The organism is Rhizobium sp. 10N427 (assembly GCF_056394605.1).
Genome location: NZ_JBFTID010000005.1, coordinates 377,795 through 399,896, shown reverse-complemented (window position 1 = coordinate 399,896; position 22,102 = coordinate 377,795). Strand labels below are relative to the sequence as shown.

Annotated in this window: 25 protein-coding genes; 7 read left to right on the top strand and 18 right to left on the bottom strand. The window is 63.9% G+C overall.

All coding sequences use genetic code 11. The annotated features are described in order from the left end of the window. Nucleotides 1–41: 41 nt before the first annotated feature. Nucleotides 42–794, bottom strand: a complete 753-nt coding sequence (locus tag AC1DIJ_RS14100; RefSeq protein WP_112389888.1) for an SDR family oxidoreductase — start codon at nt 792–794, stop codon at nt 42–44. A gap of 98 nt (nt 795–892) precedes the next feature. Here AC1DIJ_RS14100 and AC1DIJ_RS14095 point away from each other — a divergent pair, with 98 nt between their 5' ends. Continuing rightward, nucleotides 893–1,789: an AraC family transcriptional regulator gene (locus tag AC1DIJ_RS14095; protein ID WP_112389887.1), complete on the top strand. Its 897-nt coding sequence runs from the start codon at nt 893–895 to the stop codon at nt 1,787–1,789. Nucleotides 1,790–2,191: 402 nt separating this feature from the next. Further along, nucleotides 2,192–3,397 carry an MFS transporter gene (locus AC1DIJ_RS14090; RefSeq protein WP_112389885.1) on the top strand — a complete coding sequence of 402 codons (1,206 nt, stop codon included), beginning with the start codon at nt 2,192–2,194 and terminating at the stop codon, nt 3,395–3,397. 57 nt (nt 3,398–3,454) lie between these two features. Here the strand turns inward: AC1DIJ_RS14090 and AC1DIJ_RS14085 are convergent, their stop codons facing one another. From AC1DIJ_RS14085 to AC1DIJ_RS14045, 9 genes are all read right to left on the bottom strand, one after another. Next, nucleotides 3,455–3,886, bottom strand: coding sequence for a Ros/MucR family transcriptional regulator (locus tag AC1DIJ_RS14085; protein ID WP_112389884.1), 432 nt, complete (start codon nt 3,884–3,886; stop codon nt 3,455–3,457). A 437-nt stretch (nt 3,887–4,323) separates the two neighbouring features. Beyond that, nucleotides 4,324–4,653 carry a monovalent cation/H(+) antiporter subunit G gene (mnhG, locus tag AC1DIJ_RS14080; RefSeq protein WP_112389883.1) on the bottom strand — a complete coding sequence of 110 codons (330 nt, stop codon included), beginning with the start codon at nt 4,651–4,653 and terminating at the stop codon, nt 4,324–4,326. Then, nucleotides 4,653–5,030 (bottom strand): cation:proton antiporter, encoded by a 378-nt coding sequence (locus AC1DIJ_RS14075; protein WP_112389882.1) that lies wholly within the window; start codon nt 5,028–5,030, stop codon nt 4,653–4,655. Before AC1DIJ_RS14075 ends, mnhG begins: the two co-directional genes overlap by 1 nt. Beyond that, nucleotides 5,027–5,500 carry a Na+/H+ antiporter subunit E gene (locus AC1DIJ_RS14070; RefSeq protein ID WP_112389881.1) on the bottom strand — a complete coding sequence of 158 codons (474 nt, stop codon included), beginning with the start codon at nt 5,498–5,500 and terminating at the stop codon, nt 5,027–5,029. Before AC1DIJ_RS14070 ends, AC1DIJ_RS14075 begins: the two co-directional genes overlap by 4 nt. Then, entirely contained in the window at nt 5,497–7,050 is a 1,554-nt protein-coding gene (locus tag AC1DIJ_RS14065; RefSeq protein WP_112389880.1) for a Na+/H+ antiporter subunit D, read from the bottom strand. Before AC1DIJ_RS14065 ends, AC1DIJ_RS14070 begins: the two co-directional genes overlap by 4 nt. A 263-nt stretch (nt 7,051–7,313) precedes the next feature. Then, entirely contained in the window at nt 7,314–7,691 is a 378-nt protein-coding gene (locus tag AC1DIJ_RS14060) for a Na+/H+ antiporter subunit C (RefSeq protein ID WP_112389878.1), read from the bottom strand. Beyond that, the gene (locus AC1DIJ_RS14055) at nt 7,691–8,110 is read right to left on the bottom strand and encodes a Na+/H+ antiporter subunit B (protein WP_112389877.1); all 420 of its coding nucleotides are present in this window, start codon (nt 8,108–8,110) and stop codon (nt 7,691–7,693) included. The genes AC1DIJ_RS14060 and AC1DIJ_RS14055 overlap by 1 nt, the downstream gene beginning before the upstream one ends. Before the next feature lie 181 nt (nt 8,111–8,291). Then, nucleotides 8,292–10,646, bottom strand: coding sequence for a putative monovalent cation/H+ antiporter subunit A (locus AC1DIJ_RS14050; protein ID WP_112389876.1), 2,355 nt, complete (start codon nt 10,644–10,646; stop codon nt 8,292–8,294). 60 nt (nt 10,647–10,706) lie between these two features. Further along, nucleotides 10,707–10,946, bottom strand: coding sequence for a hypothetical protein (locus AC1DIJ_RS14045; RefSeq protein WP_112389875.1), 240 nt, complete (start codon nt 10,944–10,946; stop codon nt 10,707–10,709). A 171-nt stretch (nt 10,947–11,117) separates the two neighbouring features. Here AC1DIJ_RS14045 and msrB point away from each other — a divergent pair, with 171 nt between their 5' ends. Continuing rightward, entirely contained in the window at nt 11,118–11,528 is a 411-nt protein-coding gene (gene msrB / locus AC1DIJ_RS14040; RefSeq protein ID WP_112389874.1) for a peptide-methionine (R)-S-oxide reductase MsrB, read from the top strand. Between the two features lie 99 nt (nt 11,529–11,627). Here msrB and AC1DIJ_RS14035 read toward each other — a convergent pair whose 3' ends face one another. Continuing rightward, nucleotides 11,628–12,134, bottom strand: a complete 507-nt coding sequence (locus AC1DIJ_RS14035) for a GNAT family N-acetyltransferase (RefSeq protein WP_112389873.1) — start codon at nt 12,132–12,134, stop codon at nt 11,628–11,630. Nucleotides 12,135–12,261: 127 nt separating this feature from the next. Here AC1DIJ_RS14035 and AC1DIJ_RS14030 point away from each other — a divergent pair, with 127 nt between their 5' ends. Then, on the top strand, nt 12,262–12,738 hold the full coding sequence (locus tag AC1DIJ_RS14030) for a cytochrome c family protein (RefSeq protein ID WP_112445360.1): 477 nt from the start codon (nt 12,262–12,264) through the stop codon (nt 12,736–12,738). Here AC1DIJ_RS14030 and trhA read toward each other — a convergent pair whose 3' ends face one another. After that, nucleotides 12,739–13,407 carry a PAQR family membrane homeostasis protein TrhA gene (gene trhA / locus AC1DIJ_RS14025; protein ID WP_112389902.1) on the bottom strand — a complete coding sequence of 223 codons (669 nt, stop codon included), beginning with the start codon at nt 13,405–13,407 and terminating at the stop codon, nt 12,739–12,741. It abuts the gene before it with no gap. 223 nt (nt 13,408–13,630) lie between these two features. Here trhA and AC1DIJ_RS14020 point away from each other — a divergent pair, with 223 nt between their 5' ends. After that, nucleotides 13,631–14,428: a polysaccharide deacetylase family protein gene (locus AC1DIJ_RS14020; RefSeq protein ID WP_112389871.1), complete on the top strand. Its 798-nt coding sequence runs from the start codon at nt 13,631–13,633 to the stop codon at nt 14,426–14,428. Nucleotides 14,429–14,485: 57 nt separating this feature from the next. On the opposite strand, the gene AC1DIJ_RS14015 is transcribed toward AC1DIJ_RS14020, so the two are convergent. The 4 genes from AC1DIJ_RS14015 to AC1DIJ_RS14000 form a co-directional block, all read right to left on the bottom strand. After that, the gene (locus AC1DIJ_RS14015; RefSeq protein ID WP_112389870.1) at nt 14,486–15,778 is read right to left on the bottom strand and encodes an FAD-dependent oxidoreductase; all 1,293 of its coding nucleotides are present in this window, start codon (nt 15,776–15,778) and stop codon (nt 14,486–14,488) included. Nucleotides 15,779–15,790: 12 nt separating this feature from the next. After that, complete coding sequence (locus AC1DIJ_RS14010) at nt 15,791–16,957, bottom strand: AI-2E family transporter (RefSeq protein ID WP_112389869.1); 1,167 nt, start codon at nt 16,955–16,957, stop codon at nt 15,791–15,793. Between the two features lie 184 nt (nt 16,958–17,141). After that, nucleotides 17,142–17,486, bottom strand: a complete 345-nt coding sequence (locus AC1DIJ_RS14005; RefSeq protein WP_112389868.1) for a hypothetical protein — start codon at nt 17,484–17,486, stop codon at nt 17,142–17,144. Further along, nucleotides 17,479–17,739 (bottom strand): hypothetical protein, encoded by a 261-nt coding sequence (locus AC1DIJ_RS14000; protein ID WP_112389867.1) that lies wholly within the window; start codon nt 17,737–17,739, stop codon nt 17,479–17,481. The genes AC1DIJ_RS14005 and AC1DIJ_RS14000 overlap by 8 nt, the downstream gene beginning before the upstream one ends. A 167-nt stretch (nt 17,740–17,906) precedes the next feature. On the opposite strand from AC1DIJ_RS14000, the gene AC1DIJ_RS13995 reads away from it, so the two are divergent. Further along, nucleotides 17,907–18,674: an alpha/beta hydrolase family protein gene (locus tag AC1DIJ_RS13995; RefSeq protein WP_112389866.1), complete on the top strand. Its 768-nt coding sequence runs from the start codon at nt 17,907–17,909 to the stop codon at nt 18,672–18,674. Nucleotides 18,675–18,679: 5 nt separating this feature from the next. Here AC1DIJ_RS13995 and AC1DIJ_RS13990 read toward each other — a convergent pair whose 3' ends face one another. Together AC1DIJ_RS13990 and pdxR are read right to left on the bottom strand one after the other, a co-directional pair. Further along, nucleotides 18,680–19,219: a GTPase domain-containing protein gene (locus tag AC1DIJ_RS13990; protein WP_112389865.1), complete on the bottom strand. Its 540-nt coding sequence runs from the start codon at nt 19,217–19,219 to the stop codon at nt 18,680–18,682. A gap of 121 nt (nt 19,220–19,340) precedes the next feature. Then, nucleotides 19,341–20,852 carry a MocR-like pyridoxine biosynthesis transcription factor PdxR gene (gene pdxR, locus AC1DIJ_RS13985; RefSeq protein ID WP_162706066.1) on the bottom strand — a complete coding sequence of 504 codons (1,512 nt, stop codon included), beginning with the start codon at nt 20,850–20,852 and terminating at the stop codon, nt 19,341–19,343. 80 nt (nt 20,853–20,932) lie between these two features. Here pdxR and AC1DIJ_RS13980 point away from each other — a divergent pair, with 80 nt between their 5' ends. Further along, nucleotides 20,933–22,096, top strand: a complete 1,164-nt coding sequence (locus tag AC1DIJ_RS13980; protein WP_112389863.1) for an MFS transporter — start codon at nt 20,933–20,935, stop codon at nt 22,094–22,096. Nucleotides 22,097–22,102: the final 6 nt, after the last annotated feature.

Genomic DNA, 22,102 nt, shown 5'->3' with positions numbered 1-22,102 from the left:
CTACCAGTTGAAAACAAGAGGTAGCGGAAGATGGGTTGCCGTTACAACCCCGCTTCGGCCATCCAGAGCTCGGCGTCGGCGCCTCCAGGGATGCGCAGCGGTGCTGCGGGATCGGTGGCGGCGCGCCAGACGGCTTCGGCGACATCGGGCGCGTGGGTGACCGGGCCGGTATCCTCCTGCACGCTTTTGACGAATTGCTGGATCAGCGGCGCATAATCCGGGTCGTCGGCGCCGCGCAGATGTGGCCGGGCATTCTGGCCGAAACGAGTCTCGGGCGAGCGGCCCGGCAGGACGATATGCACCCGCACGCCGAACGGCTCCATCTCCACCGCCAGGGATTCGCTCAGCGCATTCACCGCCGCCTTGCTCGCCCGGTAGACGCCGATGACGGGCATCACCTTGACCGTGACCGTCGAGGTGACGTTGATGATGACGCCGGCCCGCCGTTGACGCATCTGCGGCAGCACCGCCTGGATCATCGCCAGCGTGCCGATCACATTGGTCTGAAACAGCGACTGCGCCGTCTCGGGGTCGGTCAGTTCGATCGGCGCCGGCGCGCCGAAACCGGCATTGTTGACCAGCACGTCTATGGGACCTGCGCTCTTCACCGCTTCCGCGATGCTTGCGGGATTGGTGACGTCGAGCGCCAGGACGCGAAGGTGATCGGATGGCTGAAGCAGGCTGGCAGCCGGCGTGCGCATCGTCGCAATCACCTCCCAGCCGCGTTCCAGAAACAGTCTGGCGGTCTCCAGGCCGAAGCCGGACGAGCAACCGGTGATCAATATCGTGGGCATGCGCTTCTCCATGTGAAAAGGAATGCCGCGATGGTAGTGACCGGCGACAGGACTTCATATAGGCTGAAGTCTCCATTTCTTTAGCGTTAGTCCTGATCATGAGCATCGATCCGCTTGCCGACATCGTCACCTTGCTGCAGCCCGCAGCGCGCTTCTCGAAGCTGGTGGAATGCGCCGGCGAATGGCGCATTCGCCGCGAGGCCACCGGCGAGCCGTTTTACTGCGCCATCCTGGACGGCGCGTGCCGCGTCACATTCGGCGGCGATCAGCCGTTCATTCTGGAAGCCGGGGATTTCGTGCTGGTGCCTGCGATGCGCGATCTCGTCAACGAGAGCCTCGATGCGCCAGCCGATCTGCCGGATACGATCCCGGCGCAGCTCGCCGACGGCCGCTTTCGCGCCGGGCGCCTCGATGGCCCGGCGGATCTGCGCATGCGGATCGGCCACTGCAGCTTCGGCGCGCCGGATGCCGCCCTGCTCGTCTCGCTGCTGCCCGACGTGGTGATCGTGCGCGGCGAACCGCGGCTGGCGACGCTGATGCAGCTCCTTGGCGAGGAGACGCGGGCGCGGCGCCCGGCCCGCGAACTGGTGCTGGAGCGGCTGCTCGAAGTGCTGCTGATCGAGGCCCTGCGATCCGGGACCGAGACCACCGCGGCACCCGGGCTCAGCCGCGGCCTTGCCGACGAGCGTCTGGCAGCCAGTCTCCACGCCCTGCATGCGCGCCCAGCCTATCCCTGGACGGTGGCCGATCTTGCGGCCGAAGCCGCCCTCTCCCGCTCCGCCTTCTTTGCCCGCTTCAGCCGTGTCGTCGGTCTGGCGCCGATGGAATATCTGCTCGCCTGGCGCATGGCGCTCGCCAAGCAGCTGCTGCGGCGGCGGGAGCTCACCATGGACGAGGTGGCCGAGCGCGTCGGCTATGGGTCGGCGAGCACGTTCAGCGTGGCCTTCGCCCGCCATGCGGGGGTGCCGCCGGCGCGGTATGCGCGGGGTGGGTGAGATGGGGTGCGTGCGGGTGGTTGCAAGGGTTGGAGCGTGTGGCCCCTCATCCGGCCTTCGGCCACCTTCTCCCCGAGGGGAGAAGGGACGTTCCCATCTGCCGTCGCGGTTCGCGCAAGCAGAGGTCGTCGCGACCCTCCCCTTCTCCCCTCGGGGAGAAGGTGCCCGAAGGGCGGATGAGGGGGCTCCGGGTGAGGTGCTTACAAAGCGGACCGCTCAGCGCAAACGCAACGATTTCGGCTTGATGACAAACAAAGCCCGGGTAGATGCCTCCGCCTGCGACCGCAATCCTCTCCTCTCCCGCCCACGATGCCAACACACCCCCTCGCCCCTCGCCCCCTGTCATCAAACTGATAGAATTCACTTGCTAATGATTTGCAATTGCAGATCGGAACGCATTTGATGACCAGACCAGAACCAGAGACGAAAATCCTCCTTCCCCTCATCGTCCTGTCGATCGCCCAACTGATCGGCTGGGGTGCCGTCGGTTTTCCGGCGGTGGTCGGGCGGGATGTGGCGGCTGATCTGCAGATCGGCATGCCGGCGGTGTTTGCCGGAACGACGACTTTCTACGTGATGATGGGAGCCTGCTCGCCGCTGCTGTCGCGGTTCTTCGCCAGCATCGGGGCGCGGGTGGTGATGATGGCCGGGACGGCGGTTTCGGCTTTTGGGCTCATGCTGGTGTCGCTGGCGCATTCGCCCGTCACCTATTTTCTCGGATGGCTTCTGATCGGGGCGGCGGGCAGCGCCAGTCTCACCATGCCGGCGCATATCCTGCTCAACGAGATCGCCGGATGCAGGGCGGCGCGGGCAATAGCGACACTGATGCTGGTGACAGGCCTGTCGAGCACGATCTTCTGGCCACTCACCTCGTTTCTGGCGGGGCATGGCGGGTGGCGGGGCGCGTGCCAGGTCTATGCGCTGGTCATGGCCTTGGTCTGCCTGCCGCTCTATGGCTTCGGGCTGCCGCGCAGGCGCAACGAGGCCGCCTCTTCTGCGGCGGCTCCCGCGCCGGTCGCGGCGCGCGCCTATGACCGGACCTTCTACCTTGTTGTCGCGGCAATCGTCTTCAATGCCTTCATCACCTATGGCTTCAGTTCGGTGCTGATCGAACTCCTGAAAGGCGAAGGTCTCAGCCCTTCGCAGGCGCTGGCTTTCGGCTCGACGCTCGGCATCATCCAGATCGCTGCGCGCGGGGTGAACCTGATCGGCAAGACCGAATGGGACGGCGTGACGATCGGCGCCGGCGCCTCCGGAATGCTTTGCCTGTCGCTCCTGATCCTGCTCGCCGTTCAGGGCTCGCCCGTTGCCGTCGGGGTTTTCCTGGTGCTCTATGGCACCAGCAGCGGCGCACTGGCCGTGGCCCGCTCTACCATTCCGCTCACCTTCTACGACAAGGCTGAATTTGCGCGAGCCCTGTCGCGGATCGCCCTGCCGCTCAACTGGATCTCGGCGGCCTCGCCGCCGCTGCTGATCTGGCTGATGACCACGTATGGCAATGGCGCGGTGCTGGCCCTGTGCCTGTTCTGCTCGCTTTGCGCCATCGGCATGCTGCTTTTGCTGCGCGGCCGCCGCCCGGCCGATCAGGCCGCCGCCGTCCCGTCATAGCCGCAAAACAAAAAAGCCGGGCGCAAAGCCCGGCTCTTGACATCGACTGCGCGCTTTTCAGCCGCGGCCGCGCTTGCGGCGCTGGCCGAGACCCATTTCCTTGGCAAGGCGCGAGCGCGCTTCGGCATAGGCGGGAGCGACCATCGGGTAGTCGGCGGGAAGATCCCACTTCTCGCGGTATTCTTCCGGCGAGAGACTGTGATGGGTCATCAGGTGGCGCTTCAGGGACTTGAAGTTGCCACCGCATTCCAGGCAGGTGATCTGCTCGTCCTGAACGGACTTGCGGACAGAAACAGCAGGCTTCTGCTTTTCTACGATCGCTGCGGCGGGCTGTGGTACGGACGTGTTGCTGAGGGCGGAATGCACGTCGGAAATCAGATTGGCCAAGTCGGTGACCGGGACTACATGATTGCTGACATAGGCCGCCACGATGTCGGCCGTCAGCTCTACCAGCAATTCCGGCCCAGTGCCGGTCGCGGTATCCGTCATATTTTATATCTCCTGTTCGCATGCGTGGATGATCTTTGTGCCAAAAAGCACAAGATCGCCTTCGTAGAGGCTAACAGTAGAAGTCCAGCTTACAGCAGCATGTCCTAAAACGCGAATCCACCCCTAGATTCTTGCCGCCGAAACCTGTCCCAATACTGCCTGAATCCGAATCATACGTCGCACTCTTCGACCGCAGCCTTAATTAGACATTGGATATCAACGTTAAGGATGGAAAAAGCGAAACGATTCTAATTCGAAATCAGAACTCTACTTGCAATTCAATTAGCATCGTTTGACCGAAAGTCCAATTCTTATTTGCGTGATCTCTACGTAAAAAATTGTCCGACATTAAGATTTTGCAAGCAAGCATCCGACTTTAGTCCATAAGCAGAGACAAAATTTGCGTAAAATTGCTTAAAGCCCTGTATTTTATACTCTCATCGTTTGCGCATATCGTCACGTACGGAAAATACCGACAAAGCATGTCCGGTGGCATGTGCGGCCCTTGCAAGCAGATGCGCAGCAACCGGAGCGGTCAGAAGCAGAAAGGCTATCCCGGCCACAGCTCGCGTAAAAATTGATAAATCCCCGGAATGGACCCCGGCAGCGAGCAACAGGAGGCTGGCACCGACCGTGCCTGCCTTGGAGGCGGCATGCATGCGGCAATAGACCTCAGGCAGCCGCAGCACGCCGATGGCTGCAGCCAGCGTGAAGAATGCGCCTGCCAGCATCAGGACGGCAACGATGATTGCGACGGCATAATCCATCACCGCGCCCTCCCCGGTTTGGCGGCTTTCACTTTTGTCTTCGCCTTTGCGGCCTTGCCCTGCTTCGGAGCCGCGTCCGGCTCCGGTTGGACGGCCGGCATTCCCCGCGACAGCACGAAGCGGGCAAAGGCGACGGTCGCCAGGAAGCCGACGAGGCCGAGCGAGACGGCGATGTCGATGTAGAGCGCGAAACCGGTCTTGACCGCGACCACGGCGATGAAGCCGATGGCGATGCCGGTCAGCATGTCGAGACCGGCGATCCTGTCGGGCAAGGTCGGCCCGGCGGCGATGCGCCAGGCGGTGAGCAGCAACGACAGACCAAGCACGGCCAGTGCCGCATCGGCCGCAAGCTGGATGATGACGGCGGGCTCGATCACCGGAAGGCCTCCATGATCTTGCGCTCGAAGCCTTCGGCAATCGCCTTGCGGGCCGCCTTCGGATCGGAACAGTCGAGCGCATGGACATAGAGCGTCTTGCGGTCGTCGCTGACATCGACCGACAGCGTGCCGGGCGTCAGCGTGATCAGGTTGGCGAGCAGGGTGATCTCGAAATCGCGATCGACGGTCAGCGGAAAGGCGAAGATACCGGGCTGTATCCGCATCTTCGGCCGCAGCACCGTCAGCGCCACCGCCGAGGCGGACAGTGCGAGCTCCCGCAGGAAGAGCAGAGCCAGCGACAGAACCAGCCAGAAGCGGCGCAGATAGCCGCTGCCGCCGAAGGGTTCGCGGACAACCGCGAGAACGGCAGCGCCGAGCACGAAGCCGAGCAGCAGATTGTGCAGCGAAGCGCTGCCCGATACAGCGGCCCAGGCAATGGCGAGCAGCAGGTTGAAGACGAAGGCGATCATGGTGTGCGAGCCTCCGGGAAGACCGAATGGATATAGGCGGTCGGATCGGCAAGGTTTTCGGCGGCCTGCTGCGTCAGCGACAGCAGCTGCTCCGGCAGCACGCCGAAGAGCGTGACGAGCGCCGTCAGTGCAATCAGCGGCGCGGCGGCGGTCCAGCCGACCGCCACTGGTGCAAGCGGAGCCGCTGCCGGACGCCAGTAGGCGAGCAGGAAGAGGCGGCCGAAGCAGATCGTCGACAGGAAGCCGCCGGTCAGCAAGGCTGCCGCCAACCACCAAGCGCCGACATCGAGCGAGGCCTTGACCAGCATCAGCTTCGGCCAGAAGCCGGAAAAGGGCGGCAGGCCGGATGCGGCGAAGAACAGCATCAGCGAGACGGCTGCAAACCAGCCGTTTGCGCGGTAGAGGCCGCCAAGCGACACCAGCGAGAAGCTGCCACCGAGGCGCCCGGCAATACCGGCTGCCAGATAGAGCGCAGTCATCAGCACGATCGACTGTAGCGCATAGAAGATCGCGCCGCTGACGCCACCGGGCGTACCGATCGAGATGCCGATAAGCATGCTGCCGATGCCGGAGATGACGGTATAACCAAGCACACGGCGGATATCGCTCTCGGCCAGCGCGCCCAGTGCACCCGACAGGACGGTGGCGGCACCGAGAATGGCGATCAGCAGGCTGAACTCCTCGCGCTCGACCGGCATCAGCATGATCATCACGCGGATCAGCGCGTAGATGCCGACCTTGGTGAGCAGGCCGGCAAACAGCGCCGACACGACGGTTCGCGGCGTGTGATAGGAGGCGGGTAGCCAGAAATTGACCGGAAAGGCGGCGGCCTTCATGGCGAAGGCAAACAGGAAAAGAGCTGCCAGCGTCATCAGCGGCGCGCCGTCGCGCAGGCCGGCGGCCTTTTCGGCGATATCGGCCATGTTGAGCGTGCCGAAGATGGCATAGAGATAGCCGACGGCCACGAGGAACAGCGTGGTGGCGATCAGGTTCAGCACCGCATATTTCATCGCTCCGTCGATCTGCCTGCGCTCGGAACCCAGGACCAGCAGGCCGAAGGAGGAGATCAGCAGCACCTCGAACCAGACGTAGAGATTGAAGACATCGCCGGTCAGGAAGGCGCCGCTGACCCCGGCCATGAGCAGAAGCAGCAGCGGGAAGAAGCCGAAGCGGCGATGCCCGGCATCGGTATCGGACAGCGCATAGAGACTTGCCGCCAGCGCCGCGATCGCCCCCGCCAGCGCCATCAGCACGCCGAAGAGGTCGGCGGTGAAGGCAATGCCGAACGGCGGCAGCCAGCGGCCCATCACCATGGTGACCGGGCCTTCGGCGATGACCTTCTGCAGGAGCAGTGCATCGATGACGACGAGAGCCGTCAGGCCGGCGATGGCGATCGGGGCATGGAGATGGATGCGGGACCGTAGCGTCAGCAGCAGGGCGCCGAGGACGATGCAGAGGGCGACCGGGAGAATGACCAGCCAATGGGCCGCCGGAACGGGGGCGGTGAGCATGGCGGTGGAGAGGTCGAGGGTGGTGGTGGGGGTGGCCATCTAGGTAGTGGCTCCCTTGAGTGTCGAGGGTGTGGCCTCAGCTGTGGGCGTTACGGGTGGGGTACCCCCCTCTGCCCTGCCGGGCATCTCCCCCTCAAGGGGGGAGAACACGAGTGGTGGGCTCCCTATATCATCTTCAAGCGACATCGCCAATTTCGGCTCGCTGAGAGAGGCACGAGCGGATGCAGCCAGCCAATCTCCCTCCTTGAGGGGGAGATGCCCGGCAGGGCAGAGGGGGGTAGCCACGCGCACAACACCCATCCTCAATACCCCACCGGCGGAACCGGCTCGTCGCGCGGCTCGGCCAGCCGCATCTCGTCGGTATTGTCGGTGCCGGTGTCCTGGTAGGCGCGGTAGGTCAGCACCAGCAGGAAGGCGAGGAAGGAGAAGGAGATGACGATCGCCGTCAGGATGAGGGCCTGCGGCAGCGGATTGGCGGCCCCCGCAGGAAGGGTGTCGAGACCGGCAGGGATGATCGGCGGCACCTCGCGGGTCAGGCGTCCGGCGGTGAACAGCAAAAGGTTGACGCCGTTTCCGAGGATGGCGATGCCGAGCATGATGCGGATCGAGAATTTCGACAGCATCAGATAGATCGCGGCCGAGAAAAACAGGCCTGAGAGAATGGCGACAAGCGGCTCCATCAGTCGTCCTCCCTTTCTTCCAGCGCCAGAGCGATGGCGGTGATGGCGCCGAGCACGACGAAATAGACGCCGATATCGAAGAGCATGACAGACGAGAGCGGCACTTCCAGACCGAGGATGGTTGGATAGATCCAGAGCCCGGTCATGAAGGGGACGGCGGCGGCGATGGATATCAGCCCGGCAGCCGTGGACATCAGCAGTCCGGCACCGGCGATTGCCAGCGGGTGGATACGGATGGCGCGGCGCACGGCCGGCACGCCATTGGCGATGCCATAGATCGCCAGCGCGGAAGCCGCGATCAACCCGCCGATGAAACCGCCGCCGGGCTCGTTGTGGCCGCGCAGCAGGATGAAGACGGAAAAGAGCAGCATCAGGGCCGTGAGGAAGGGGGCGATGGTCCGGAAGATCAGGGTGTTCATGGGCGGGTGCCCTCGCCTTCCCTTCTCCCCCGCGGGGAGAAGGTGCCCGGCAGGGCGGATGAGGGGGCCGCGGGCTCGAAGCGATTGGTGAAGCTGGGCACGGCCTTACCGTGTAGCCCCCTCATCCGGCCCTTCGGGCCACCTTCTCCCCGAGGGGAGAAGGGAAAAACTAGCACCACCATCACGTCTCCCTCCCCGGCCGCTTCGGCAGTGGCCGGACGCCGCCTGCCCGCATGCCGATCAGGGCGATGATCGCCAGGGCGGCGACGGCGACGACGGCGATTTCGCCGAGCGTGTCGGTGCCGCGGAAATCGACGATGATGACGTTCACGACATTGGCGCCGTGGGCGATGGTCTTCGAATAGGTGTTGAAGAAATCGGAGAGCGTCGCATCGAATGGCCCCGCGGTAGCGCGGATCAGGAGCAGCGTCAGCCCCGCACCGCAGGCGAGCGCGATCGCCGCATCGGCAAAACGCTGGCCGGGCGGGCGCCGGTCGGCGGGCGAGAGCCTGAGCCGGGTCATCACCAGCGCCAGGATGACCACACTCAATGTCTCGACCATGAACTGGGTGAAGGCGAGGTCAGGGGCGCCGAAGAGCAGGAAGATCAGCGCCACGGAGAGGCCCTGGATGCCGAGCGCGGCAATCGCCGTCAGCCGGTCGCGCGCCACCAGCACGGCGCCGAGCCCCGCTGCAGCAAGAAAGAACACCGCCCATTCATAAAGGCGCACGTCGCGCGGCCAGACGATCGCCTGTGGCCATTCGCCATAGACATAGAGCGGCACCAGCAAGATCGCCGCCAGCAGCACGAAGGTGGTGGTGACGTAGATTTCGAGCTTTCCCGGCTGCAGCAGCCGGGTGATGCGATGCGAGAGGCGCACAAGACCTGAGATGAAAAGATCGAAATACCAGTCCGGCCCCGGCCCGGCAGCGCGGAAGAGGGCATCCGTCCATCGGCGGCAGCGGTCGAGCTGCCAATAGATAACGATGCCGAGCGCGATGGTGACCACCGACAAAAGCAGGGGCACGCCGATATGCGGCAGCAGCGAGATGGTGACCTCCACCGGCCGGTGCTCGATCGCCGAGGCCATGGGGATGGAGATGTAGCGGTGCACGGCAGGCGCGAAGATCGCCGCGGCAAGGCCGAGCAGCGCCAGAAGCGCCGGGCCGAGCCAGAGCAGCAGCGGCGCCTCATGGGCGATCTTCGGCGTGGTAACGGGCGTGCCGATGAACGGCTTGAGGCCGACGGCGAAGGCAATCGCAAACATCAGCGCATTGCCGAAGATCGCAACCGAGGTGAAGACAATGGAGCGCAGATCGCCGAGCGCAAGCGCGGCATAGATCTCTTCCTTGGCGAGGAAGCCGAAGAAGGGCGGCAGCCCGGCCATCGAAATCGCAGCGGCAAGGGCTGCGGCGCAGGTGAGTGGCATAGCCGGTCCGAGACCGCTGAGGCGGGTCACATCGCGGGTGCCGGTCTCGTGATCGAGAATGCCGGCGACCATGAACAGCGCGCCCTTGAACAGCGAATGGGCGACCAGATAGAGCACCGCCGCCTCGATCGCATATTCCGAACCGAAGCCGGTGAGCAGCACCAGGAGGCCGAGCGAGGCGACCGTCGTATAGGCGAGCTTCAGCTTCAGATCGGTCTGGCGTATGGCGAGCGCCGATCCGGTGACCAGCGTCATGCCGCCGAAGAACGGCAGCAGGATTTCCCAGGCGGGCGTTTCACCCAGCAGCGGATGGAGGCGGAGCAGCAGATAGACGCCTGCCTTCACCATAGTTGCCGAGTGCAGGTAGGCCGAAACCGGGGTCGGCGCCTCCATGGCATTCGGCAGCCAGAAGTGAAAGGGAAACTGCGCCGACTTGGTGAAGGCGCCGCCAAGCACGAGGAGCAGCGTTGCCAGATAGAACGGGCTCTGGCGCATCAGATCGCCGGCTTCCATGATCAGCGACAGCTGGGTGACGCCGGTGATGTTCCAGATGAACAGGAGCCCCGCCAGTAGGCAGAGCCCGCCGCCGCCGGTGACGACGAGCGCCTGAAGCGCCGCGCGCCGGGCTGCCTCGCGCTCGTGGTCGAAGCCGATCAACAGGAACGAGGTGATCGAGGTCAGCTCCCAGAAGATGAAGAGCATCAGGAAGCTGTCGGACACGACGAGACCCAGCATCGAGCCCATGAACAGGAAGATGAAGGAAAAGAATCGGCCCTGATCTCTATGGCCCTTCAGGTACCCCCCGGCATAAAGCACGATCAGCGTGCCGATGCCTGTGATCAGCAGCGCGAAGGTCAGCGACAGACCATCCAGAAACCAGGAGAAGCTCAAATTGTAGCTCGGCACCCAGACATAGCCGCCGGTCGCGACTTCGCCGGCGGCGATTTCGGGCAGGAAGCGGGTGAAATGCAGGAAGGAGAGCAGCGGAAAGAGCGCCAGCGGCCAGGCGGCTTTGGCGCCGAAGATGCGGACGGCAAGCGGTGCGGCGGCAGCGCCGATGAGCGGCAGGCACAAGGCAAGGAATGTCAAAGCCGTGACATCGCCCATGCGCCCTCCCCTTGCCAGAACCCTAGAAAATTCCGGAAAAACCGGGTGCGTCGCCAAGATTTAGGTCAATCGGCGGCGGGCCTCAAGCCTTTTCGGGATGGGTGCACAGGCAAAGCGCGGCCCGGCAGCGGCATGGATCAGCGGCAACAGAAGAACCAGCGGCCAGAACAGGCAGGCAGCCAGCCCGGCGATCCGCCAGGGGCCGAAGCGGTCATGGTTCACCCAGCCCTCCAGCGAGGTGGCGGCCATGCAGACCGCAGCGGCAGCGGCATAGGCAATGACGAAGATAACGGTCAGCACCTCCAGATCCCCCTGTTGCGCCGTTACCCGACAGAATAGGCGCGGGAGCGGCCAGCCGCAAACCTGCAATAGGGACTAAGCTTTTCAGGCTACCCTTGATCCGGCCCGATTTCCGATCCACATTCCGCGGGTCGAAATTTGTCTTCTCCGGCGCCGAAGGAGCAAGCCCCCATGTCCGACACCGACAGTTTGAAGATCGATAAGACCGACGACGAATGGAAAGCGCAGCTGACGCCGGAGCAATACCGCATCACGCGGCAGCACGGCACCGAACGCGCCTTTACCGGCCCCTACTGGGACCGGTTCGAGACCGGCCTCTACCGCTGCATCTGCTGTAATGAGCCGCTGTTCCGCTCCGACACCAAATTCGACGCCGGATGCGGCTGGCCGAGCTATTTCGAGGCGGTTTCGCCTGAAGCGGTGAGCGAGTATCGCGATACGTCCTATGGCATGGTGCGCACCGAAATCCGCTGCACCAATTGCGACGCCCATCTCGGCCACGTCTTCCCCGACGGCCCGCCGCCGACAGGGCTGCGGTATTGCATCAATGGGCATGCGATGGTGTTCGAGCCGGAGGGGTGATCAGCGGCGCAGGCGCTCGACGACGAGCGCTGCGGCTCGTCTACTGACGTGCATGACGCGGCGAGGTTGGGAAAACCGTCTAATCGGTCTTTTTCGGACTCACTCCGGCACCCGCAATTCCATAAACGTCAAATCCAGCCAGCGGCCGAACTTCTTGCCGACTTCCCTGAAGGTGCCGCCGTTGCGGAAGCCGAGCTTTTCGTGGAGGGCGATCGAGGCGGTGTTGTTGGCTTCGATCCCGGCGATCATCACGTGGATGCCGTTTTCGGAGGCGCGCTTGATCAGCGCCTGCATCAACAGCTTGCCGATGCCCGCGCCTTGATTGTCCTTCTCGACATAGACGGAATGCTCGACCGTGTGGCGGAAACCGTCGAAGGCGCGCCAATCGCCATAGGAGGCATAGCCGGCGATCCGGCCGTTGCGTTCGGCGACCAGCACCGGAAAGCCTCTCGCCTTGCGGGCATTGAACCATTCGACGCGGTTTGCGAGATCGACGACCGTCTCGTTCCAGATCGCCGTCGTGTGCTCGACCGCGTGGTTGTAGATGTTGCGGATCGCAGCAAGGTCGGCTTCGGTGGCGTCGCGAAGGGTGACGGCGTCGGTCATATCATGTTCCATTCCGGCGGATATTGCAGGACCGATACGCTGGCATTCCGGGGATGTAAACCCGGAGATTTGCCGCGACTGGGATTGCGGTTTGCGCTAGTCTGCGGCGATCTGTGAGGGAGCCTTCATGCGTCTATTCTTCGTTCTTCCGCTGCTGCTTGCAGCGGCGCCTGCCCTTGCTGACGGCTGGAAGCCCTATGCCAATCCGCGTTTCGGCTATGTCATCGATCTGCCCGGCGATTTCCGCACCGTCAGCGAGGCTGACAATGGCGATGGCATCACGCTGCAATCGAAGGATGGCAAGGCGACCCTGCTGGTGTTCGGCTCCACCGTGACCGAAGGCACGCTCGGCGAGGACGTCGCCAACCGGAAGCAATCGGAAAAGGACGAGGGCTGGACGATCACCTACGAGAAATCGGCCAAGGACTGGATGAGCTATTCAGGCACCCGCAAGGACCGCATCCTCTATGTGCGGGCGGTCTCGCTCTGCCAGGGCGCCGGCGGTTATTTCACGCTTGAATATCCGAAATCCCAAGCGAAGATCTATGACCCGACCGTCTCGCACCTGGTCAAGACGCTCGCGGGGCCACCGCACTGCCACTGATCAGAGATTGGAGGCGCTCATGCTGAAGCAGGTGAGTACGGCCGAGTAATGCACGGCGGCGGCGGCAACGACGAAGCCGTGCCAGATGGCGTTCTGAAAGCGCAGCTTTTCCCAGACATGGAAGATGACGCCCGCCGAATAGATCAGGCCGCCGATGACGATCAGAAGCATGGAAGCGAAGGGAATGCGCGAGGCGACAGGCTCTGCGACCAGCACGCCGCTCCAGCCCATCGCCAGATAAAGCAGGATCGCCAGCCGGTCATAGCGCCCGGGAAAGACGCATTTCAGCACGATCCCGGCGATGGCGACCGCCCAGATGCCGATCAGCATGGCAAAGAGCAGCGGATCGTCGGAGCCCTTTTCGAGGAACGGCGTGTAGGTGGCGGCGATCAGCACGAAGATCGACGAGTGATCGAAGCGGCGCAGGAACCATTTGGTGCGCGACACCGGCCAGGCATTGTAGGTGAAGGAGATGCCGATGGTCATGACCAGACCGACGCCATAGACCCAGGCGGCAGCCAGCTCGCCATGGCTGCTCCACAGCGTCGCATAGAAGATCAGCACGGTGGCGCCGACCAGCGCCAGCGCCAGCCCGACACCGTGGACGATGCCGTCGGCGATCAGTTCGTATTTGTCGTAAGCCCAGCGGATCCCGTTGAACTCGGCCATCATGCACACCCGTTTTTCATCGGCCGCAATGCTCGCATCGAACAGAGAGCGGCGCAACCGACACTAAGGCAGTAGGCGGTAAAACTTCGTGAAGCCGGGGATGGCAGGGCGCGGATTTCCGGCTATAGGCACGGCCGGAAGAGACGAGCGGCAAGAGGCCGCATCGCCGCCTTCTGCCCGAAGGCTTAGAATTCCTTCATCGATATCGTTGAAAACAGTTCCCATGATCCGCATTCTTCTCGCCGCTCCGCTGCTTGCAGCCTGCCTTTCCGCTGCCTCTGCGGCCGAGCTTCCTGCTCTGCCCACCGCACCTGCCGCCGCCGCGCCGGTGGCGAAACCCAAGGGGCCGAAGCTTGTCGAACCGCAGCTGCATGTGGTGCGCTCAGGGGTTCCCGGGCGTCCGCGGATCGCGCTGACCTTCGATGCCTGCATGGGCAAGGCGGATGACCGGATCATCTCGACGCTGGTTTCCGAACGCATTCCGGCGACGATCTTCGTCACGGCACGCTGGCTGAAGCACAATCCGCAGGCGCTTTCGATCTTCCTGCAGAATCCCGATCTGTTCGAGCTCGAGAACCACGGCCAGAACCATATTCCGGCCGTCGACAAGCCGGCGTTGATCTATGGCATTGCCGCGGCCGGATCTCCTGAGGCGGTGCACCAGGAGGTGCAGGGTGGCGCCGACGCGATGCTGGCAGCAGGCATTGCCGCGCCGCACTGGTTCCGCGGCTCGACGGCGAAATACGATCTCTCCGCAATCGCCCAGATCCGCGCCATGGGCTACAAGATCGCTGGCTACTCGGTAAATGGCGACGGCGGCTCGCTGCTGGGAACGGCGATCACCGAAAAGCGGATCAGTTCTGCCAAGGACGGCGACGTGGTGATCTCGCATATCAACCAGCCGACGCATGCCGCCGGCGCCGGGGTCGCCAAGGCGATCGTGGATTTGAAGGCGAAGGGCGTGGAGTTCGTACGGCTGGAGGATGCCGAGGGGCTTGGGGATGACAAGACGACGAATTAGTCGCTGAGGCCTTCCAACGGCGTTGTGCCCTGCAAGCCCCGAGCACAACGCCCGCCCCTACCGCAGCACCGTCTCCACCCCACGCTCCCCAGCCCTGACACCCCGGAATCCCGGCCCGTCGCGGTCCAGTGCGTAGTCGTCGAACCAGTCGCGGTGGATGCCGGCCACCATGGCGCCGACCATCTGGGCGGCGAGGAAGGAGAAGGTGATGCCGTTGCCGCCGTAGCCGTAGGCGGCGTAGACATTCGGCATGCGGGGCACCGGGCCGATCAGCGGCAGGCCATCCGCGGTCTCACCGAAGGTGCCGCACCAGGCGGTGGCGATTTCCGCATTGGCCTGCGGCCAGAGCCGCTTCATCTTCTCGCGGATCGCCTGCGCCTTTGCGGCGAGCTTGGAATCGCGCCTGTCGGGATCGGTGGTGGCGTCGTCCTCGCCGCCGGCAACGATGCGGTGGTCCGCCGTGGTGCGCATGTAGAGATAGGGGTCGGCATCCTCCCAGATCAGCGTTTCACCGCGCCAGAGGGTTGCCGGATCCTGCGGCTCGGTGGCGATCGCAAAGCTGGAGGTGGAGCGATGCAGCTTGGGCATGTCAATGCCAGGCATCGTATAACCCGTCGCCAGCACCGCGGTATCGGCCTCGATGACGAAGGGGCCGTCGAGCTCGGCCGTCACCTTGCCGCCTTCGCTATGCAGCCGCTCCACGGTGCCCTTCACCAGCATGGCGCCGCGGGCGATGGCGATATCGAGGAGGCTCCAGGCGAGCAGCAGCGGGTCGGCCTCGGCGGAGCCCGGCGACAGGATTGCCCCATCGCGGTCGAGTTCGAACTGGGTCAGGAGATCGCAATGTTCCAGATAGACGCCCGGCAGACCGGCGCGGCGGCGCAGCTGGCGCTCCTCATGGAGATCGCGGGCGCTCTCATGGTTCTGCGCCAGAAACAGCGTCTGCCTCGGCTGGAACTGGCAGGGTAGCGCATGGGTGGCGACGAGCTTGGCAAGGCCGGAGACGGCAGCCGCGCTGCGGCGGTACATGCCGGCCGCCCGCTCGAAGCCGTAATAATGCTCGAGCTCCGAAAGCGTGCTGTCGATTTCCCATTGCAGCATGGCGGTACTTGCCGCCGTCGAGCCGAGGCCCGGCTCTTCCTTGTCGATGACGACGACCGACAGGCCGCGGGCCGTCAGATGCTCGGCCGCCAGCGCTCCGGTGATGCCGCCGCCGATGACCAGCGCATCGGCTTTGAAACTCTGTGTCAGCGGCTCAAAGGCCGGGCGGCGCCCGCCCCTGCCCCACGGGCTGCGGCCGCTGCGCAGATCGTCCTGGCTTGCAGGGTCGAATTCGATGCCGTTTGCCATCATCGTCTCCCCTCACTTCGGCAGCTGTGGCGTGACGCGCTCTTCGATGAACAGTTCATCGACGATGGTCATGACGATCAGCGACAGCGGCAGCGCCAGCATGGCACCGACGGCGCCCCACATCCAGGTCCAGAAGATGATGGCGAGGAAAACGACGAAGGGATTGATCTCGAGGCGACGGCCCATGACCGCAGGGAAGATCAGGTTTTCCATCAACAGGTGGACGATGAAGAAGGCGGCCGCCGGCAGCAGCGCGAACAGCATGCTGTCATGGGTCAGGATACCAGCAACGGCGATGGCGAAGGTCATCATGGTGATGCCGAGATAGGGAATGAAGCTGGAGAGGAAGGCGAAGAAGCCCCAGAGGATGGGGACCGACAGCCCGCCCGCCCAGGCGATCACCGTCATGATCACCCCGAGGCCGGCATAGATGATGGCGGCGGTGGCGAAATAAAAGCCGAGCACCTGCTCGACCGAGCTGATGACGCGGATGGCGGCAAGGCGCTGCGGCCGGCTGCGAAAGGTCATGATGATCGTCTTGCGCAGATTGACGCGGCCGACGAGGAAGAGCAGCAGCGCGGCAAAGAAGATCAGCCCCTGCACCAGCGCCGGCGTCAGGTTCGCGGTGACGACATGCAGGACGTTGCCGGTGTTTTCGAGCAGCTTGTCGGCCGACATCGGGCCGCTCTGGAAGGTCTCGGGCGTGATATGCAGCCAGCGGACTTTCTCGAGATAGGGCATCAGCCTGTCGATGGTCTTCTCGACGAAGGCGGGCCCCTCGTTCATCAGGGTGCCGACCGGCCCGGCCAATGCATTGGCGACCAGGAAGATGACAAGCGCCACCGCACTCGACAGGATCACCGCATTGGTGATGCGGGGCACGCCGAGCTTGCTCAGCTTTTCGGCGAGCATGCCCAAGATCATGCCGACGACAATGGCGAGCGTCAGCGGGATCAGGATCAGCGACATCTGATAGACGGCGGCAAGCCCGAGAATGCCGAAGATACCGATGATCGCCCAGGCCATGCTAACATCGAGACCATCCTTCTCGACGCGGCGCACCGGCGCCTGCTGCATCTCTTCGGTGGCCGCCGAAAGCTTTTCGGCCCAGGCGCTGGTGCGCCGCTCGCCGATGGCGATCTTCTTCGCATGCTTCTTTATGCCGTTGGCGATGCCCATATCCCATGTTCCCCGAAAGCCCAGCGCTTCGCGACGACAACGCGGATTGGGGGATTCGGTTCCTTGGGGGAGAAGGGTGGGTGCGCGGGTGTGGCTGAGCGGACACGTTTCAGGGTTCTGCGCCCACGGCAGGGAGCAAGCGGCGACCTTGCGGGCACCGCCGCAGCTTTCGAGAAATCCGATCTTATCTGAACAGAACGGCTTTGATTGCCGCCCAATTGTTGACCAGCGCGATTGCCGCGACAAAGACAGCGAGCAGCGAAGCGAGCTTTGCGGTCGTCGGCAGACTATCCACGCGGCCTTTCAATTGCCCGAACTCGTATGCGGACGGAAGATTGTCGATCTTGCCCTTGATCTCCGCAGACGATTTCAGCAGAGATTTCAGGTCACCCTTCATCTCCGTCATGTCGTCTTCAAGACGTGTTACCCGAGCTTCCATGCCGTCAAATGTGCCATCGCCGCCGCCGGACTTCAAGGCTGACGGATGATGATGAGCGATTTCGGCGTTCAGACGGATAATATCAGCCATTGACCTCGATCCATTTGCTGATGGTGTGGCGATAGAAGAGTTTTATGTATCCGCAGTTCTTGCACAGCAAAGCCGCAACAGCCGTCGCCTGATCGCCGCCGCCGAAGGGAATGAACAGCTTCTCGATCGGGGCATCCGGCATATCGCCATTGGCAGCGGTGCTCCAGGAATTGATGCCACATTCCGGACATGGCTTCTCGGGAGCCTTGGCTCTCAGAAATCTGTTGAATTGTAGATTGGTGATCTCTTCCATACGCCCCACCCTTAGCGTTAAAGTTGCAGAAAGAATCGCGCAAGTCGAGTCTGAAAGTTTGGTAATATCGGCAGCACCATTGCCTCGCCTGTCATGTTGACGATGCGTTGACGGCGATATTTCCTGAAGAAGAAATTTTGAACGTATCTGGCGGGACAGGTGAAGGGATGGCGGCGGTAGAGCGGCATGTGATCGATCGCGGCGACGGCGCCTCCGTCGAGCTTTTCCAGGCGGGAGGACCGGTTGGCGCGCCACGGGGGGCCATCCTTTTCGTCCACGGCAATCAGGGCGGAATGCTGCTGGGGGCCAAGGAGGCTGCCGACAACGGAACGCTGCTGCGGTTCTCCTCACGCCTGAACGTGACGGCGGCGTCCGTATCGCAGCCGGGCTTCGGCGCATCGGACGGACCGGCGGATTTCTGCGGACCGGCGACCCAGCGGGCGATTATCGCGGCCCTCGACTTCCTCAAGGCGCAACCGACCGTCGATCCGGCCCGCATCGTCCTCTATGGCAACAGCCGCGGCGCTGTTGCGTCAGCGATGGTCGCCGCGCAGGTGGCCGACCTGAGGGCTCTCATCCTGTCGGGCGGCGTCTACGATCTCAAAGAAGCCTACCAAAACAGCGCTCCGGGCCTGCAGCAGGCGATCATCCGGGAGGCTGGCACTTCGGACGAGGCGTTCCTGGAGCGCTCCGCGCTTTATCACGCACACGAGATTCGTGCGGAAACATTGCTTCTGCATGGCCAATACGACGACCGGGCGCCGATCGAGCAGGCCGAGACGTTCGCGGCCGCGCTTTCGCAGGCGCGGGTGCCCATGGCGCTGCACCGGTTCGAATGCGGGCATCAGATCCCCCGCGAACAGCTGACCCCGGTTCTCCGGGATTTTCTGACGAGCGTACTTGCCCCTGCCACTGCCACTGCGACATACCACTGAGCGGCCTAGCGGCGCGTGGGCAGATCCCACTGGCGGTAAAGATCATTAAGCGCTCGGGCGGTGCGGCATTCGATCACCGGCAGGCTCGATGTCTCGAGCATTCTTGAATATCGCGCGCCGCTATCTCGGGTCTTGACCAGAATCCAATGAACCATTTCCCATTTGAGGCTGTCCTTGGCGCCTTCAAGATGGCCAGCGCGCCCGGCGCGATTGACAAGCGTGCGCCTGAGATAGAGGGCGAAGCGGCGCCAGTGGTTCGAGGTGATCAGGATGGCGCCGGTGGCGCGGGCAAAGCGTTGCTGCATGAGGCGCGTATAATTGCCCTCCATGATCCAGCGCTCCCCAAGAATTGCCGCATCATGCAGCGCGGCGAATTCCGGCTCCGGGCGCGGCTGCCAATCGGTGTTCGGTAGATGATGAAGCTGGTCGAGGTGAATGGCGGGGATGCCGAGTTTTGCTGACAGGGCAACCGCCAGAGTTGACTTTCCCGCATTGGAGGGGCCGAGCACAACGATGCGCTCGCCAAGAGAATGCAAGGGCAGCATGAAAACACCGGTTGAACTTTGAGGTGCTCTTCACTCGCCCGGAGCGCTGTGCTTTGTCAACGCGAAAGAGAGTTGACGCCTTGCTGTCGAGCCCGGCTGCCAACGCGAAATGCTGCTAATTTTACCCCGCCACCCTCTCCAACACCCTCCCCAGCCTCCCCACTGCCACATCCGCCTCTTCGGCCGTCAGCCCCGAAAAGCCCAGCAGCAGCCGCGGTTCCGGCGAGGCGGAGATGCGCATCGGCGAAACGGGGATGACGACCACGCCACCCTTCAGGGCGGCTTCGGCCAGCGCGCGGTCATCTCGCCATGTGCCGGTGCTGGAGACGGTGAAGTGGATGCCCTGTTCGGGGACCGGGGCGATCAGGTGATCGGAGAGCCGCGCCTTCAGCAGGAATGCGAGATTGTCGCGGGCGGCGCGGTGGCTTTCGCGCAGGCGGCGCAGATGCGCCGGGAAATAGCCCTCGTTGAGGAAATCGGCGACGACGAGCTGGTGGAGCGGTGCCGGGAAGCGGTCGATGATCGGGCGGACGGCCCTGAAGGCGGCAACGAGATCGTCAGGCACGATCAGATAGCCAACGCGGAAGCCTGGCAGCAGCGCCTTGCTGAAAGTACCGGCATAAATCACCCGGCGCGTCGCATCGAGGCCCTGCAGCGAGGCGATCGGGTGGCCGTCATAGCGGAACTCGCTGTCGTAATCGTCCTCGATGATCCAGCTGCCGCGGGCCTGGGCGAAGGCCAGCAATTCCAGACGCCTCGCCAGCGGCAGGGCCGAGCCTGAGGGATATTGATGCGACGGCGTGACGTAGATCGCCGCCGGCGGCTGGCCATCGTAGAGAGACAGTTTCTCGGTGATCAGCCCTTCGCCGTCGACCGGCAGGCCGGATATCGCAGCACCGTTCAACAGAAAAGCGAGCCGTGCCGGCGGATAGCAGGGATCTTCGATCATCACGGTTTCGCCGGGGGAAACGAGAACGCGGATGGCGAAATCCAGCGCCTGCTGGGTGCCTGATGTGATGAAGATCTGGCCGGGATGGCAGCGCACGCCGCGCGAGGCGGCGAGATGGGCCGACACCGCCTGTCTCAGCGAGAGCTCGCCCTGCGGATCTCGGTAGCGGTCGCTGGCATAATCGATATGGCGATGGGCAAGCCGCTTTAGCAGACCGGCGGTGCGCGCGTCGTGGATCACCCGGCCGGTGGCGAAGGCGACCTGGGCGGGCGGTGCCAGATCGGTGCGCATCGCCATCCGCGCGGCGGTGGAGATGCCGCGCCGGGCGCTGTTATCGGCCATCTCCCGCGCGGTGCCGCTTCCTGATGGCATCGGCGGCAGGCCGGAGGCGACGTAGGTGCCCGAGCCATGCCGTCCCTCCGCATAGCCTTCGGCGATCAGCATCTCGTAGGCCTCGGCGATCAGCCCGCGCGACAGCGACCATTCCGATGATGCCGTGCGGGTCGAGGGCAGCCGGTGGTCCGTCTGCAGCGTTCCCGCGACGATGCTGTCGCGCAGCTGCAGGTAAAGCTGGCGGACTGCCGGAACCGGCGAGGACGTATCGATATCAGGCAAGAAACCGGCCGCAGCACTTTCGCGGCGGAGTGTGCGGGCGCTGGTCTGGCGGGGCGAAGTGGCTTGCATGGCTGACTCGAAGTGGCTCTGGATATGTTTGCCATTATTCCTTTTTATCAGGCCACTTTCAACCATGCCCGAGATTTCAGATGCGTCCCTCTGCTGCCCCCTTTCTGTTCACCGGCACCATGCTTGCTGCGGCAGGCTATGGCGCCACCTTCCTGTTTTCGGCCTACTACCGCGCCCATGGCGGCAGCGATGTCGATACCGGGCTGACGCTGGGTGCGGCGATGGCCGGCACCTTTACCGGCGTGCCGCTGGTCGGCTGGCTTTCGGGCCGGATCGATGCCGCGCGGATGAGCGCTATCGCCACCTGCTCCGTCGCCTTCGGCTTCCTGCTGCTCGCCTTTGCGGCGGGCGGCGGCCTTGGTCTGCCGCTGGTCTCAGGTTTCTTCATCGGGCTTGGCTGGGGAATGTTTTATATCGGCGCGCCGATGGCGCTGTCCGAGCGGGTTACCGATGCCGATCGCGGCTTCTGGTTTACCCGCTTCGGCGCCTTCCAGATGGCGGGCATCGGTGGCGGCCCGGTCATTCTCAATCTCATGCTGCGGCAGGTGGGGCTCTCGGTCGAGGCGACCTTCATGCTGGTGGGTGCCGCCTGCCTTGCGGCTTCTATGCTGCTCTGGGTCTTCGGCTCGATGGCGCCCGGCGGGCCGCGAACGGCGGGACTTCGCCCCTGGGTGCGCAATATCGGCGTGATCGGCCGCAGCGCTTCCGTCCGGCCGATCCTGATGGTGGCGCTCGGCGCATGCGTCTTCTCCGGCCTGCTGACCTTCCAGTCGTCGCTGGTGGAAGGAACCTCCGCCGATGCGGCAACTTTCTTTGCCGTCTATGCCGTCACCGTGGTTGCCGCCCGGCTGCTGCTTGCCCGCTTGCTGGCAGCGCTGCCGCAGGCGCAGCTTGCAACGGCGCTGCTGACCTCCATGTGCCTCGGCGTCGCCGCCATGTTCGGCACCGGCATCCACCCGGCCTTCCAGATTCTTTCAGCCATTCTGACCGGCATCGGCTATGGCCTGGTCTATTCGGTGATCCAGACCTGGGCGGTGAACAACACCGAACCGCGCTACCGCCATGCGGCGCTCACCTGGTTCGTGATGTCCTACTTCACCGGCATCTTCGGCTTCCCTGTTATCGGCGGCTGGGTGCTCGTCCATCTCGGCCGCGAGGTCTTCCTCGGCATCCTGCTTGCCGCTGCGATCGCCGAACTGGCGATCGCAGCAAGCATCGGCCTCAGAAAGGTTCAGGCCGCGTGAGCGCGC

Bases quoted from the DNA above. Each gene is read 5' to 3' on its own strand.
- mnhG (WP_112389883.1), bottom strand. From the start codon at position 4,653: ATGGATTATGCCGTCGCAATCATCGTTGCCGTCCTGATGCTGGCAGGC.
- AC1DIJ_RS13995 (WP_112389866.1), top strand. From the start codon at position 17,907: ATGGCGGCGGTAGAGCGGCATGTGATCGATCGCGGCGACGGCGCCTCC.
- AC1DIJ_RS14030 (WP_112445360.1), top strand. From the start codon at position 12,262: ATGCGTCTATTCTTCGTTCTTCCGCTGCTGCTTGCAGCGGCGCCTGCC.
- AC1DIJ_RS14095 (WP_112389887.1), top strand. From the start codon at position 893: ATGAGCATCGATCCGCTTGCCGACATCGTCACCTTGCTGCAGCCCGCA.
- trhA (WP_112389902.1), bottom strand. From the start codon at position 13,407: ATGGCCGAGTTCAACGGGATCCGCTGGGCTTACGACAAATACGAACTG.
- AC1DIJ_RS13980 (WP_112389863.1), top strand. From the start codon at position 20,933: ATGCGTCCCTCTGCTGCCCCCTTTCTGTTCACCGGCACCATGCTTGCT.
- AC1DIJ_RS14005 (WP_112389868.1), bottom strand. From the start codon at position 17,486: ATGGCTGATATTATCCGTCTGAACGCCGAAATCGCTCATCATCATCCG.
- AC1DIJ_RS14010 (WP_112389869.1), bottom strand. From the start codon at position 16,957: ATGGGCATCGCCAACGGCATAAAGAAGCATGCGAAGAAGATCGCCATC.
- AC1DIJ_RS13990 (WP_112389865.1), bottom strand. From the start codon at position 19,219: ATGCTGCCCTTGCATTCTCTTGGCGAGCGCATCGTTGTGCTCGGCCCC.
- AC1DIJ_RS14015 (WP_112389870.1), bottom strand. From the start codon at position 15,778: ATGGCAAACGGCATCGAATTCGACCCTGCAAGCCAGGACGATCTGCGC.
- pdxR (WP_162706066.1), bottom strand. From the start codon at position 20,852: ATGCAAGCCACTTCGCCCCGCCAGACCAGCGCCCGCACACTCCGCCGC.
- AC1DIJ_RS14100 (WP_112389888.1), bottom strand. From the start codon at position 794: ATGCCCACGATATTGATCACCGGTTGCTCGTCCGGCTTCGGCCTGGAG.
- msrB (WP_112389874.1), top strand. From the start codon at position 11,118: ATGTCCGACACCGACAGTTTGAAGATCGATAAGACCGACGACGAATGG.
- AC1DIJ_RS14060 (WP_112389878.1), bottom strand. From the start codon at position 7,691: ATGGAGCCGCTTGTCGCCATTCTCTCAGGCCTGTTTTTCTCGGCCGCG.
- AC1DIJ_RS14050 (WP_112389876.1), bottom strand. From the start codon at position 10,646: ATGGGCGATGTCACGGCTTTGACATTCCTTGCCTTGTGCCTGCCGCTC.
- AC1DIJ_RS14055 (WP_112389877.1), bottom strand. From the start codon at position 8,110: ATGAACACCCTGATCTTCCGGACCATCGCCCCCTTCCTCACGGCCCTG.
- AC1DIJ_RS14035 (WP_112389873.1), bottom strand. From the start codon at position 12,134: ATGACCGACGCCGTCACCCTTCGCGACGCCACCGAAGCCGACCTTGCT.
- AC1DIJ_RS14085 (WP_112389884.1), bottom strand. From the start codon at position 3,886: ATGACGGATACCGCGACCGGCACTGGGCCGGAATTGCTGGTAGAGCTG.
- AC1DIJ_RS14065 (WP_112389880.1), bottom strand. From the start codon at position 7,050: ATGGCCACCCCCACCACCACCCTCGACCTCTCCACCGCCATGCTCACC.
- AC1DIJ_RS14020 (WP_112389871.1), top strand. From the start codon at position 13,631: ATGATCCGCATTCTTCTCGCCGCTCCGCTGCTTGCAGCCTGCCTTTCC.
- AC1DIJ_RS14070 (WP_112389881.1), bottom strand. From the start codon at position 5,500: ATGATCGCCTTCGTCTTCAACCTGCTGCTCGCCATTGCCTGGGCCGCT.
- AC1DIJ_RS14000 (WP_112389867.1), bottom strand. From the start codon at position 17,739: ATGGAAGAGATCACCAATCTACAATTCAACAGATTTCTGAGAGCCAAG.
- AC1DIJ_RS14090 (WP_112389885.1), top strand. From the start codon at position 2,192: ATGACCAGACCAGAACCAGAGACGAAAATCCTCCTTCCCCTCATCGTC.